11 protein-coding genes are annotated in these 14,412 nt (G+C 54.0%); 2 read left to right on the forward strand and 9 right to left on the reverse strand.

Features of this window, described 5'->3' with window-relative positions; genetic code table 11:
• Both ACTH5D_RS00005 and ACTH5D_RS00010 read right to left on the reverse strand, forming a co-directional pair.
• The coding region (locus ACTH5D_RS00005) for a catalase (protein WP_441667708.1) at nt 1–159 on the reverse strand (159 nt) is incomplete at its 3' end.
• Between the two features lie 204 nt (nt 160–363).
• Nucleotides 364–1,395: a succinylglutamate desuccinylase/aspartoacylase family protein gene (locus ACTH5D_RS00010; protein ID WP_441667619.1), complete on the reverse strand. Its 1,032-nt coding sequence runs from the start codon at nt 1,393–1,395 to the stop codon at nt 364–366.
• A 214-nt stretch (nt 1,396–1,609) separates the two neighbouring features.
• Between ACTH5D_RS00010 and ACTH5D_RS00015 the strand changes: the two genes are divergently transcribed.
• Nucleotides 1,610–2,221: a TetR family transcriptional regulator gene (locus ACTH5D_RS00015; protein WP_441667620.1), complete on the forward strand. Its 612-nt coding sequence runs from the start codon at nt 1,610–1,612 to the stop codon at nt 2,219–2,221.
• A 75-nt stretch (nt 2,222–2,296) separates the two neighbouring features.
• Entirely contained in the window at nt 2,297–3,232 is a 936-nt protein-coding gene (locus ACTH5D_RS00020; RefSeq protein WP_441667621.1) for an alpha/beta fold hydrolase, read from the forward strand.
• Between the two features lie 40 nt (nt 3,233–3,272).
• On the opposite strand, the gene ACTH5D_RS00025 is transcribed toward ACTH5D_RS00020, so the two are convergent.
• The 7 genes from ACTH5D_RS00025 to ACTH5D_RS00055 form a co-directional block, all read right to left on the reverse strand.
• Complete coding sequence (locus ACTH5D_RS00025) at nt 3,273–3,959, reverse strand: hypothetical protein (RefSeq protein WP_441667622.1); 687 nt, start codon at nt 3,957–3,959, stop codon at nt 3,273–3,275.
• A gap of 168 nt (nt 3,960–4,127) precedes the next feature.
• Nucleotides 4,128–7,316, reverse strand: a complete 3,189-nt coding sequence (locus ACTH5D_RS00030) for an efflux RND transporter permease subunit (protein WP_441667623.1) — start codon at nt 7,314–7,316, stop codon at nt 4,128–4,130.
• A complete protein-coding gene (locus ACTH5D_RS00035; protein WP_441667624.1) occupies nt 7,316–8,584 on the reverse strand; it encodes an efflux RND transporter periplasmic adaptor subunit in 1,269 nt (422 codons plus the stop codon). The genes ACTH5D_RS00030 and ACTH5D_RS00035 overlap by 1 nt, the downstream gene beginning before the upstream one ends.
• A 77-nt stretch (nt 8,585–8,661) precedes the next feature.
• Nucleotides 8,662–10,143 carry a TolC family outer membrane protein gene (locus ACTH5D_RS00040; protein ID WP_441667625.1) on the reverse strand — a complete coding sequence of 494 codons (1,482 nt, stop codon included), beginning with the start codon at nt 10,141–10,143 and terminating at the stop codon, nt 8,662–8,664.
• A 302-nt stretch (nt 10,144–10,445) separates the two neighbouring features.
• Nucleotides 10,446–11,399, reverse strand: coding sequence for a transaldolase (tal, locus tag ACTH5D_RS00045; RefSeq protein WP_441667626.1), 954 nt, complete (start codon nt 11,397–11,399; stop codon nt 10,446–10,448).
• 20 nt (nt 11,400–11,419) lie between these two features.
• A complete protein-coding gene (gene xylB, locus ACTH5D_RS00050; protein WP_441667627.1) occupies nt 11,420–12,907 on the reverse strand; it encodes a xylulokinase in 1,488 nt (495 codons plus the stop codon).
• Nucleotides 12,907–14,394 (reverse strand): mannitol dehydrogenase family protein, encoded by a 1,488-nt coding sequence (locus ACTH5D_RS00055; protein ID WP_441667628.1) that lies wholly within the window; start codon nt 14,392–14,394, stop codon nt 12,907–12,909. The genes xylB and ACTH5D_RS00055 overlap by 1 nt, the downstream gene beginning before the upstream one ends.
• Nucleotides 14,395–14,412: the final 18 nt, after the last annotated feature.

The following is a 14,412-nucleotide window of genomic DNA, read 5'->3' on the forward strand; positions in this document are numbered from 1 at the left end:
ATCCGGAATCATTTCCCGGTTAAAGGCAGCCATCTGCTCCATCAAGTAGTGATCGTGCAAAACAATCGGCCCATCGGGGCCTACTGAGAGTGAGTGTTCTTCACTGCTGACCGGTATGCCCGCATCCGTTGTGGTGTGCTTAGGGTTATCGCTCGTCATCGCTATTCCTCCATGTCACGGTAGACGTGGCGTTTGACCGCCACTCGTTCGAGTACGATGAAAGCTTGGCTATTTATTTTCATTGTTATCAATGTAGCCGCTAACAAAGTCCACCTTTAGGTATAGCCAATCAGCCGCTAACTTTCCATGTATGGCGGCTATCACTTCTCTATCAAACCAATAGCTTTTATTTATAAGCAGAGACTAAGAAAAAGAATCCGTGGGCGGCACCAAGCTTGAGTTAAAGCTCTCGATGGCCGTTTCAGCCTCCTCAATTTCATCGAAACGGGCAATATGAAATAGCGCTTCACCTTCGTTAGCCAGCGGCAAGCGGCTCATCCCAATCACAATTCCATCTGCCACCGCGCGCACTTCGCTCTCTTCATTGCCAAAAGGGTCGGCCACTTTGCCCAGCACCTCACCTTTGGCAACGCGCGCGCCTAGGCGCACCTTGGGGCGCAAAATACCGTCGATAGGCGCCCTTGCCCAGCTTGAGCCGTTGGCCAGTTCAGCAGGCGCAGGCGTGCGGCGGCGCTGCTCACCGGCCAACATACCTAAACGCCGCATAACGCGCAGCACACCGCGGGCACCCGGCGCAATCGCCCATTCATCAAAGCGCAGCGCTTCACCGGCTTCATAGGTTAATACTGGAATACCACGGCTCTGCGCGTAGTGGCGTAGGCTACCTTCACGCAGCTCAGCGTTAAGCACCACGGGCGCGCCAAAAGCATCTGCCATCCGCTCGGTTTCACTACCCGGCCGCAGCTGTGCACGAATTTGCGGCAGGTTCGTACGGTGAATCGCCCCGGTATGCAGATCAATAATATGCGTGGCGTGATCAACAATTTGTTCTCGAAATAGAGCGGCAATCCGACCACCTAACGAGCCTGACTCACTGCCCGGAAAGCAGCGATTAAGATCACGCCGATCAGGCAAATAGCGCGTTTGCTGTAAGAAACCAAACACATTGACCACCGGCACCGCGATCAGCGTGCCGCGAATGCTATTAATCACTTTGGCGCGCAGTACCCTACGCACAATTTCCACGCCGTTGATTTCGTCGCCATGAATACCACCGCAAACCAGTAAAACAGGGCCATCCTTGCGCCCGTGCACAACCTCCACAGGGATATGCAGCGGCGTATGGGTATATAAACGCGCTACCGGCACGTCTATTTGTAAACGCTGACCGGGCATAATGGAGTGCTCGCCCAGACGAAAAGGTGCTCGCGCCATGTATACATCCTGTTTTTCAATGGGTAAGCCAAGCAGCAGCATTACCCATGTGAGCCGGTTTGATTACCTGTTTATACCCCTTAAGCACCAAAATGACGAATTTGTTAACCCACGTATGCACTCGACCATCTATCCATACAGTTTTGAATGTAAATGTTATTCAGCTTAGGTTAAAATATGATCATCCCGTGTCGATTATGAAGGTTACATTTCCATGGCAAGAAAAACCAAAGCTGAAGCTGCTGCTACCCGAGAAGCTCTGTTAGAAGCTGCTGAAGAGGTGTTTTTTGCCAAAGGCGTGGCACGCACATCCCTTGAGCAAATTGCTCGCCATGCAGGCCTTACCCGCGGTGCCGTTTACTGGCATTTTAAAAACAAGGGCGACCTGTTCATGGCGTTGATTGAACAAGTGCGCATGCCCTTCCAGTCGCTAATGGATGAGGTAAGCAAAGCCGACGCCGAACTATCTCCCCTTGAAGCAATACGCCTAGCATGCCACGCAGGCTTAGCGCGCCTCGAGCAGCCGTCTTACCAGCGAGTACTGTCCATTTTATTGCATCGCTGCGAATTCTTTAGCGACATTAACCCACTCGAAATGCAGGAAGAGATCGGCAACGAGTGTTTTGAAGAGATGCTGGAAGTGTTTAGTCTCGCGCAACAGCAAAAGCTATTGCGCGACGATTTAACTCCGGAAGTAGCAGCACGCCTGATGCAATCCATGCTGGGCGGCCTTTTCCATGACTGGTTACGCAACCCCGACGCTTTCTCGATTCGCGAGCGCGGCGGCGAACTGATTGATGCCTCTATTCGTATGATGCACCGCTAAACACTGCACCCACCCCTCGCTGCATTGCAGCAAACATGCTAATACTGGCTCTCTTTATAGCTAGGTGAGCACGCTATGGATGCCCTCGAATTTATCCGCGTACGCGAATTAGAAGTCGCCGTACGCATCTGGAACCCAAACGCCCCCCGCACGCTTATCGCTTGGCATGGCCTTGCTCGCCACGGTGGCGACTTTGACGCGCTGGCGCGTGAATTAGGCAGCGAATGGCGTATTTTGGCCCCCGACATCCCCGGCCGCGGGCTTTCCAGCTGGTCACTGTTTCCCCACCACGATTACCTTTACAGCCACTATGTGACGGTCGCCATCGCACTACTCGATCACTTTAAGCTTGATCAAGTTGATTGGCTGGGCACTTCCATGGGTGGGTTATTAGGCATGTTGATTGCCGCTGCCCCGCAATACAGTGCTCGTATTTCCCGGCTGGTTCTAAATGACGTTGGGCCAGAGCTAAACAAACAGGGGCTAATAGCGCTTTCCAGCTACTTTGGTGTCTACCATTGTTTTTCCAACTTCAGCGAGCTACAGCAAGAGCTCCAACAGCACTACGCCAGCTTCGGTATCAACAGTGATGCGGCTTGGCGCGAATTAGCACTCAATAGTGCCCGCCGGCTGCCAGATGGCCGCTGGACGTACCACTTCGATCCGCGTATCAGCGAGCAGTTTATACATGACACGCCACGTGATACCTGGACTGACTGGGCGAGTATTCGCTGCCCAGTGATGGTTATTCGTGGCGAACAATCGACGCTACTAGACGCAGCGACGTTGCCGCGTATGGCCGAGCTTCAGCCGTCAATGGTGACACTCAGTGTGCCTAACTGCGGGCACGCCCCCATGCTAGATCGACCTGAACAGGTCGCGCCCATTGAGCGCTTTTTAATACGGGCTGAAAAGGCTCATGTAGTGCCCAACGAGCCAATTCAAACCACCAAGGTTAGTCCTACTCTCATTCAGTGGCTAACTCAGCAGTGGCGGAAGTGGTGGCAATAGCTGAGCGACGCTTTTAGGCGATACGCCCAGCTGTTTCCCATCAAGGCGAAGTCGAGTATGGCGCCGAGTGGCGTTTTTTCCGGTTGAGCCGCAGCTTATTCAAATGAACGCGTGTTTCTAGGTAGTCATGCTCTGACACGCTTCGATAAGCACCCTCTGAGGGCAGGTATTTAACCAACACACGCCGCTCGCCTTGAAATGGCAGCGCCCCTTCCTTGCTATGCAGCGTTATTGCGCTGTTAGGCTCATTATCAATCACTGCAAATGCTAACTCACCGCGGCCTTGGCGCTCAGTCACCACCACGGTTTCTCCCAACAAGCACCGGCGAGTAAATGGACGATAGCGGTGTAACCCACGGTGCAACGCGTGGCAAATCGATGCTGCAATCGGTGAAGCAGCGACCATGGACAACCACAATACCAGTACGCCCACCGGAATACGTATTAAGCCAAGTGGCAGCCAGCGCAAGACCAAGAGCTCTGTCATCAACGTGAATGCCGCTGAAATAGCCAAAATAACGCTCAGTGCCAGCATGGCGGGCACACCAGCGAAGCCTAGCGAAACCAACGTGCTGGCGAGATGGTCTTCTTTTAAGCTGTCACGTTCAAATAAATCTAGTGGGGCTACTCGGATCAGCACTAATAGCCAGTAGAACGCCAGTAACCCCAGTAAGACAACGAGCACAATGCTCGGAAATTGCATGGCAGCGTGCAGTACATGTTCCATGGTGTCGCTCCTCCGATACTTAGCCGGCGATGTATTATTATTTAAAGCTTAGTCTACATTAGCTTTTTTAGTACCTCTTTTTAACGCTATTTTCATCAGATAAAAAAACGGGCATCACCCGAAGGTGACACCCGTTTATTGCTTGCTTACCCATCGTAAGGGGATTAGTTAGTCTTGATTGTGCTCAAGCGCTGGCTTGGAGGATTCATGCTTGTGCCCTCGCATCTTACGGCCTAGCCAATCCGATGCTGTCGCAATCATGGCGTAAAAGCTGGGGATAAACAGGCTGCCCAGCGTTGCGACAGACAGCATACCCATCGCGACCGTGCTACCAATGTGGTGGCTGCTCACATCGCTGGCACCGGTGGCTAACGCCAGCGGAAGAGTACCAAAGATGAACGCAAGCGAGGTCATAACAATCGGGCGGAAACGCAGCTCGGCCGCGATAATCGCCGCTTCGCGAATTGATTTGCCATGCTCTTTACGCTGAAGTTCAGCAAACTCGACGATCAATATAGCGTTCTTCGCTGCCAACCCTATAACCACCAGCATACCTATTTGCACATACACGCTGGTGTCCAGGCCGCGCAGTACAATGCCCCCTATGCTGCCAAGGAAAGCAAAAGGCGTTGCCGTTAGTACCGCCAGCGGCAGTGACCAGCTTTCATACTGGGCCGCAAGTATCAAGAACACCATCAGCATACCAAAGACGATCGCCATAGTAGCCGCATTACCCAGATTGGCCTCCTGATAAGCAGTACCGGTCCAGCCCATACCCCAGTTAGTGCCCAGCGTTTCTTGTACGATTGAATCCATCGCCTCAATCGCCTGAGCAGAACTGTAGCCGGGCGCTGGATTGCCCTGGAACTGGGCACCCGCATAAACACCGAAGCGGGATACCACAGAAGCCCCTATTTGGCGCTCAAGCTCTACGAATTCAGAAAGCGGTATACGCTCACCGTTGCCGCCGCGCACATACACACTGCTAACGTCATCTGGCGTCTTACGGAAATCATCTTCGTTTTGCAGGTACACCTGGAAATTACGGTTTTGATAGCTAAAGTAGTTCACAAAGCCGTTACCAAACGTATTACCTAATGCTGAGTTGATATCACCCAGTGCCACGCCATAGCTCAATGCCTTCTGTTGATCAATGTTCGCACGGTACGAAGGTACGTTAACGTTGAACGTTGAAAACACTTGGTTTAAAGCAGGATGCTCATTGGCCTTCTGCATGATTTGCAGCGATGCTTCATAAAGCTCACGCGTTGATGCACCATCAAAGGACTGCAGGTAGCCGGTAAAACCGCCGGTCGTCGAGAGGCCCATAATTGGCGGCACGTTAAACGCCATGGCAGAGCCGCCGTCAATACTTGCCCCTAGCTGCATGATTTGCCCAACAAGGCCGCTGGCCGTCAGGTCACGCTCAGACCAGGTGCTCATGCTGACGAAAATGATCCCCCGAGCCGTATTCACGGCGCTCGACAGGATGTCGTAACCCGCAATGGCTGAGGAATATTCCACGCCCGGAATCTCTTCAATTTCAGCACTGAGCTTTTCCATGTAACGCTGAGTACGATCAAGCGACGCGGCATCCGGCAGCGACACGCTCACCAGCACGATCCCCTGGTCGGTTTCTGGCACCAGCGTTGAAGGCGTGTTGGCATACAGCCAGTAAGAGCCAACGCCGACCAGCACCGTGAGCGCTAATGCCAACACCCATAGACGCACCAACCCTTTCACCACCCACATGTAGGCAGCAGTGATACCGGCAAACATGCGATCAAACAAGCGCAAAGGCGTATTCAAGGCACGTTTAAATTTAGACTCACCCGCCCCGGCGATTTTATGCTTGATAAAGATCGCGGAGAGCGCCGGTGTAAAGGTCAGCGCCATGACCGCCGATAGCGCGACAGAGATGGCCACGGTAATCGCAAACTGCTGATAAATCTGACCAGTAAACCCGCCCAGGAAAGCAACAGGGATAAACACGGCAGCCATAATCAGCGATGTCGCAATGACCGGCCCTCCGACCTCTTTCATTGCTCGGATGGTTGCATCGCGAACGCTTATATCCTCTTCTTCACTGAGTACACGTTCGACGTTTTCAACCACCAAGATGGCATCATCAACCACGATACCTATCGATAGCACCAACGCGAACAGCGTCAGTAGATTGATCGAGAAACCAAACAGGTAGAAACCGGCAAAAGTACCTACCACGGCTACCGGCACCACCGACATCGCAATCACGGTAAAGCGCCAATTCTGCAAGAAGATAAACAAAATGACGATAACGATCAGAAAGGCTTCAATAAAGGTATGGAAAACCGTCTCTACTGAGGCATCAATAAACAACGTGGTATCGTAAGGTGAGGCATACTCAAGCCCTGGCGGAAAACGCCCTTGCAGCTCATCCATTGTTTCCCGCACGGCGTCCGCCGTTGCTAATGCGTTTGCTCCGGGCTGCTGATTAATGATAATCGGCGTCATCGTAGAGCCGTTCAAACGCGCATCAATACCGTAAAAAGATGCCCCAAGCTCAATGCGCGCAACGTCTTCTAGGCGCAGTGACGACCCATCGTTATTGGTGCGCAGATAAATATTGCGGAAATCATCCACATTATTCAGTCGGCCGCCTGCGGTAATCGTATACGTATAAGCGCGCGGCTCGCTTTGGGGCGTGGATGCCAAGCTACCCGCTGGGATTTCAGTATTTTGCGACCTAATCGCGCTCGCCACTTCACTAGGCGTCAGGTCGTACTGAGCCAACTTGTCTGGGTCCATCCAAATACGCATGGCAAACTCACCGCCACCCAGCACTTCAGCATTACCCACACCCGGCACTTGGCGCAGCTCATCCAGAATATTGAGCGTGGCGTAGTTCTGCATATAGACGTTGTTGTAGTCCCCATTGGGTGAGGTCAACGCAATAAGCATCAAAATAGAGTCTGAACGCAGCTCGACGGTAACACCTTGCTGCTGCACGGCCTCAGGCAATTGAGAAAGAGCGCCCTGTACGCGGTTATTGACGTTAATGGTATTTATGTCGCCATCCGTGCCGATATTGAATGCAATACTCAGGCTCATAATGCCGTTATCAGCGCTGTTCGAGGTCATGTAGAGCATGTCCTCAACGCCGTTTATAGCTTCTGCCAGCGGCGCCGCGACCGTTTGGGCAACGGTTTCGGCGTCAGCACCCGGGAACTGCGCCTGCACCGACACGGTAGGCGGCACCACGCTAGGATACTGTTCAATAGGCAGCACTCGCATGGACATAACGCCTACCAGCGTCACGATAATTGCCAGTACCGTGGCAAATATCGGGCGGCTGATGAAGAAGTTAGAGAAGTTCATTATTGCGCACCCTCTTCTCCTTCAGCGGGCTGTCCATCGGCAGCACCCGCTTCCATCGCTTGCGCTGCTTCAGCCTGCTCTTGTGCTTCTTGCTGCTCAACATCTTCAACAACGGCAGCCGCATCACCATCAAACGGCTGCGGGTCAATCGCCATACCCGGTGATAAACCGGCAGGGTCACCGACAATCACTCGATCACCTGGCTCCAGACCTTCGCGAATCAGTTGCCACGGGCCTGCCACTTCACCTAAGGAGATCGTTTGTTCGCGTGCCTTATTCTCGTCATCCAGCACCAGTACCTGCGGGCCCATTAAGCCCTGAGTAACGGCAATTTCAGGTACGGCCATTACATCAAAGCGCTTTAAGCCCTCAATGCGAACGCGTACAAACTGACCTGGCAGTACGGTAGCGTCAGGGTTCTCGAACGTGGCGGATGCTTGTACCGTGCTCGTACCGCTATCCACTCGGGAGCCCAAAAAGTCTAAGTGACCTTCAAGCTCAGAGTCAGTGCCACCGCTCACGCCGGGAATGCTTAACCGGGCACGGATATCAGAAGGGTCACCGCCCTGGCTCAACTGCCTGCGAAGCTCAAAGGCATCGCGCTGGGGTAATTGAAAACGCACTTCTAGCGGGTCCAGCGGTGTGATCGTGGCAAGCTCCGTGCCAGACGTCACCACATTGCCCACATTGATTTGACTCAAGCCGATCATGCCCGAGACGGGCGCGGTCACCTGGGAATAGCCTAGGTCTAGATTGGCGCTGGTCAATACCGCGCCTGCCTGTGCCACGCTTGCCTGTGCCACGCGCTGGTCGGCTAACGCTTGGTCATACTGCTGACGGCTCACCGAGTTTTGGCTCAGCAGCTGTTCAAAGCGCTGGGCATCACGCTGAGCGCGAGACAGCTGGGCCTGCGCACTTTGTAAATCGGCTTCGCGCTGATTGACGGTGGCCTGATAAAGATCCGGCTCAATGGTGTAAAGGCGGTCGCCTTTTTCTACCATTTGCCCAGGTTCGAAGTGACGTTCCTCCAGCGAACCATCCACTCGCGCGACGAGCGTAACTTCGTTATCGCTGCGTAACAGCGAGGGGTACGATTTATCCAACGCTATATCTTGGCGAGCCATCTCTGCCACTGCCACTTTATGCGGCGGCGCCTCTTGCTGACTCTGCGGTGGGGCTTCAGTCTGTTCTTGACCACAGGCGGCAAGTGCCAGCGCGGCTACCAGCGTCACCAGACTCGCTCTATGTGAGTGAATCATTTTCTTCATACGTTGCAATTCCCATATATCTTTTTAAGATCGACTGATAGCAGATTCGCGCTTAATGCACGTTCGACTTGACATCATTACCGGCCAGGCTGGGGCGGTGCACCAATGTCGAGTGCGCGCTGGTAACGGTCATCACCGCCGCTTTCGGGCAAAGTGAAGTTCACTTCATCGCCCGTTAGCCAATTATTGAGGTCTTCAATGGCATCCACATCTAAAAGACCCGACTGCTGACGCAGCGATAGTAAATTCACCACATAGCTGTAGCGAGATTCAGCATAATTAGCGATAGCGTTGTACAAGTTCTGCTCAGCATTCAGCACATCCACAATATTACGAGTGCCCACCTCATAGCCCGCGCGGGTTGCTTCTAGCGCGCTTTGGTTCGACACAATGGCCTGCTGGCGCGCTTCAACCGTTTCTACATCATTGCTGACTTGGGTATATAGCGAGCGCACTTGCTGGATAGACATCCGACGCTGGGACTCGAAATCATACTGGCTGCTCTCCAGTTGATAGGTCCCTTGTCGAATCCTGGCGCTCGTGCTGCCGCCGGTGTAAAGAGGTAAGTTGGCACTCACGCCTACTTGGCTAGACGAATCATGACCGGTAGTACTGTCAATATCGTTATCAGCGAACTGATAGCTACCAAACGCCTGAATAGTTGGCAAACGTCCCGCGCGAGCAATGTCCACACCACTGCGTGAAATCTCAATACCTGCCTGCTGCGCTAATACTTGCGGGTTGCGCTCAATGGCTTGCTCTACCCAATAGTCGCGACTGCTGGGCTCAGGAAGCGCAATCGGCATACTGTCTTCCAACGCGTCGATACTGGCATAGCGCTGACCAGTGAGCTGCTCTAACGCTTCAAAAGCCACCTGCAGACTGCTCTCTGCGGCAATGCGGTCAGCACGTGACTGATCAAATGTGGCGCGCGCTTCTTCTACTTCGGTAATCGCAATCAAGCCGACTTCGAACTGCTCACCGGCTTGCTCAAACTGCCGCCCGATCGCCCGCTCTTGAGCAAAACGCGCCTCTAATACTTCGTAAGCGCGCAGAATTTCGAAATAGGCGCTAGCCACATCAATCAACAGCTGTTGTTCGGTGGCCGCCAGCAGATAAACCTGCTGATCAATTTGCCGTTCGGCCTGAGTAAACTGTTGGCGAGTCACTTCATCGAACAACGCCTGAGTGGCTTCAAGCTGGAGCGATACGGTGTTGTAACGGTCATCGCTCGACCCAGTGGTGCCCAGCTCAGGGCCTCCCGCTCCGGCACCACCAGCACCTACGCCAGACCTGCCCTGGCTTTCATACTGCTGGTTATGCGCCACATTACCCGTTGCATTAACTTGAGGTAATAGTCCGCCCCGTGCGACATCTCGGCCGGCCTCAACGCCCAAGTATTCAGAGCGCGCAGAGGCAAGTGCTGCGTTATTATCTAACGCATCACGGGTAATCGTGATGAGGTCAGCCGCCTGAGCAGGCAGCACAAAAGAAGCGGCAAACACCGCTAACAGTAAGGGTCGTAAAGGGGCATTGGCTGCCCAGTGTGCCAGTCGCATGGGGGTTGCCTCTAAGCATTAGCGTCGGGATGGCGAGCGTACTAAGTCACTTAACGTACTGGGCCATTCAGAAAGATGAGCATTATAGTTACATTCATGTATGTATGCTAGCCTTGAACAATCGAAATTTGTGTGTGCACTCTCTTGTCAAGATTACCCTAGTCCAAAGTATTATAGGTTAACGATAAATAGTTTTTTTTACTGGCGAAACTCGCGCGAATCAATACCCCGTTTACAAAACAATGCCGCCCTAACCAATTGACTGAGGCGGCATTGTGCTAGTACTGCTTGTCTAAACCCGATTAACCAAGCCGCTTATCGATTAACGCTTCTAACTCAAGCTGGTCTTCGTGGAAGCGACGAATACCTTCAGCCAGCTTGTCGTTCGCCATGGCATCCTGGTTATGCCCCCAGCGGAAAGCTGATTCGCTTAACGCTGTCGCGGGCTTACCATTTTGTTTGTTAGCATTGATCTGTGCACTGACGCCGCCCTCAGTGGCCTCCAGCTCTTCAAGCAAGGTGGGCGAAATGGTTAACCGCGGACAGCCTGCCAGCGCTAGCACTTGGCCCGTGGTGCGAAAACTCGCGCCCATTACCACGGTATCGTAGCCGCCCTGATTGGCTCGCTCACATACGCCCTGCACAAACTGAACGCCTGGATCATTTGCAGGGGCGTAATCATTGCCTGTCTCTTTTTTGTACCAGTCGGTGACACGGCCCACAAAAGGAGAAATCAGGAATACGCCCGCATCAAAACAGGCCTGGGCCTGGGCGTCGCTGAACAGCAGCGTTAGGTTGCACTGGATGCCTTCACGCTCAAGCACCTCGGCGGCACGAATGCCTTCCCAGGTAGATGCTAGTTTAATCAGCACACGATCACGGGCGACACCGCGGGCGCTATAAAGCTCGATCAGCTCGTGGGCTTTGGCAATGCTAGCCTGGGTATCGAAGGAAAGACGCGCAGCTACTTCGGTAGAAACACGCCCCGGCACCACGGCTGAAATTTCACTACCCATGGCGACTGCAAGCCGATCAACGGCATGACTAACCTGTTCTTCACGGCTGCCACTTGAGGCTTTTACGCCGCTCAGCTCTTCATCAATCAATCCTTGATAACCTGCCAGGCTAAAAGCTTTAAGCAGCAATGACGGGTTGGTGGTGGCATCCTGGGGCTGATAGCGGCGAATAGCGTCAAGATCACCGGTATCGGCGACTACCAGTGAATGTTGCTTCAACTGTTGCAACTGACTCGTCATACAATCTCCTTAATAGGCTGTTAGGCGCCGCCATGGCGTTGTTCAAGTGCCGCGCAATAGCGGGCATAAATGGGTTGGTACGCGGCCACCCTGTCTGGACGTGGGTCAGCCAGCGACTGCGCATCCAAATGCACTAAGCGCTCACACAGCGTCTCTAACGTTACGCCGTTTGCACGCTGGTCGCACCAAGCCGCCTGTAGCGCAGCGCCTAGCGCTGCCGCATCGGTAATCTCGGGGCAAATCACCTGGGTGCCGGTAATATCGGCCACCATCTGCCGCCATACAGGGCTATTGGCACCGCCACCGATTAGCCGGATTTGGCTAGCGCCAGCGGTGATATCACCCAGTAACTCTAGCCCATAGCGTAGCCCGAACGTGGCCCCCTCTACTACGCCCCGGCATAAATTAGCCTGGGTGGTATTTAAACTAGTTAGACCGAGAAAGTCCGCCGACACATCAGGCAGCATTGGCACCCGCTCGCCATTAAAAAACGGTAATACGGTAACGCCTTCAGCGCCTATTGGCGCGCTTGATACTTTCTCGCTAAATGCCGGCAGATCTAAACCGAACAGCTCGCGTACTCGCGTAGTGGCTGACGTAACGTTCATGGTGCAAATAAGAGGCAGCCAGCCGCCAGTACTCGAACAGAAGTTGGCAACCATGGCGCTGTCACATTCGACGGGCGTCGCCGAATAGGCGCAGACGGTGCCAGACGTACCTAGACTGAGCGTAATCAGCCCTGGGGTGATATTGCCGGTACCAATGGCGCCCAGCATGTTGTCGCCACCGCCAGAAGAGACGACGACCTGATCGCTCAGCCCAAGCTCTCGGGCTACCGCTGGGCGCACAAACCCGGCTGACTCATGGGCTTCTAGCACGCGAGGCAATACCTTCGCCGGGTCTAGTTCGGGGGCTATTTCAACAAACACATCCAACTGCCAGCAACGATTGCGGGTATCGAAATAGCCAGTGCCTGATGCATCGCCTGCCTCGGTGACGCGCTCACCGGTTAACCAGTAATTCAGGTAGTCGTGCGGCAGGAGCAGGCTGTCAATTCGCCGATAGGCATTGGGGTGCTGCTCACGCAGCCAAGCGAGTTTAGACGCGGTATAGCCCGTTTGTAATACCAGCCCCAGCTTATCCAAACAGCCTGCTTCGCCCCCCAGGCGCGCGACTAAGTCAATGTTCTGTGCATTGGTTTCGGTATCGCACCACAGCTTAGCCGGGTAAACCGGCGCGCCGTCGGCATCCAGTGCCACCATCCCATGCTGCTGGCCGGATACGCCGATCCCTCGCACGTCACTCGCGAGAACTCCTGCACGCTCCAGTGCGGCAAAGAAGGCGCCTTTGAGAGCCGCTAACCATTCAGCGGGTGCCTGCTCGCGTCGACCATTTTCGCCTTCATCTAGGCGATGGGGGCAGCTCGCCTCAGCCAGAATCCCCCCCCGCTCAACGTCTACCACAACCACCTTGGTACTTTGGGTACCGCAATCTACCCCGATATACATCACAACGTTCCTTTGGACACGGCCAGCCCCTCTAGAGTAGCGCGTGCGCCGCGTTCGTGCAGCGCTGTTAGCGCCGCCAGATAAGCGTCAACAAATCGAGGGCTGTCGCTTAGGTCGCCAAACAGCTCACGACTCTCAATAAAGGCCGTGGGTCGCGTGCGGTTCTGGGCAGCAATGGCCATCAAGGGCGCCTTTAAGCGATCAACAATTTCAATAGCTTGACCTTGCTCATCCACACCCTCGGCATAGCGCGCCCAGCTAGCCACGACAGCAGCACTGCGTGCTATATCACCGCCCTGAGCCAGCTGTTGGCGAATTACCGGCACGAGCCATTTGGGAATACGATCAGAGCTTTCGGCGCACAGCCTTGCCAGCGTATCTTTAATTTGCGGGTTGGCGAAACGCTCAATCAGCGTTAATCGATAGGCTTCAAGGTCTACGCCCGGCACTGGCGATAACGTTGGGGTGCCTTCTTCGCACATATAACCCATTAAAAAATTGACGAACAGCGGGTCCTGACAAACTTCGTGGGCATAGCGATAGCCCGCCAAATAGCCAAAATAGGTCAGTGCCTGATGGCTTGCGTTAAGCAGGCGCAGCTTCATCAGCTCATAAGGTTCAACATCGTCCACTAGCTGCACGCCCACCTTTTCAAACGCGGGGCGCCCCAGAGGAAAATCGTCCTCCAATACCCACTGGGTAAAGGGCTCGCAAACCACCGGCCAGGCATCCTCTACACCAAAGCGTTGGCTCAGTTCCTCAATATCAACAGGCGACGTCACCGGAGTAATGCGATCGACCATGGCATTGGGAAACGCCACCTCCGTCGTTAGCCAAGCGCCTAATTCAGGATCACGCGCCTGGGCATAGGCAGCGAACATACGTTTGGCCACATCACCATTGCCCTGAATATTATCGCAGGACATCACGGTAAAGGGCGTCACACCCTGCGCACGGCGGCGAGCAAGCGCTTCGACGACTAGACCAAAGCTGCTGAACGGCTGAGTAGGATTGGCAAGATCAGCGCGTATTTGCGGATTATCAACATCGAATTCGCCGCTCACCGGATGAAAATTATAGCCCCCTTCGGTAACCGTTAGCGACACGATACGAATCGCCGGGTCCGCCATCTGCTCAACCACTGCATCACCGTCTTCGGGGGCAAACAAGTAATCCACCATACTACCGATCACACGAGGCTCATATTGGCCATCAGGATGCTTGACCACCAGCGTATACAGATAATCCTGCGCCGCTAGCGCCTGCTGCATGCGCTTGTCGCCAGGCATCACGCCTACGCCAACAATTCCCCAGCCAAGCGCCTCTCCCTGATTCATCAATGCATCTAGGTACATCGCCTGATGAGCGCGATGAAAGCCACCTACCCCGATATGCACAATACCGGGCGTTAGTGACTGACGGTCATAGGCAGGTGTGGCAACATCGGCACTGAGCTTGGCTAGATTGAGATTGCTAAGTTGGGTCATCGGTATTTCTCCAGTCAA

This window comes from Halomonas sp., assembly GCF_052095695.1.
Classification (GTDB): Bacteria; Pseudomonadota; Gammaproteobacteria; order Pseudomonadales; family Halomonadaceae; genus Vreelandella.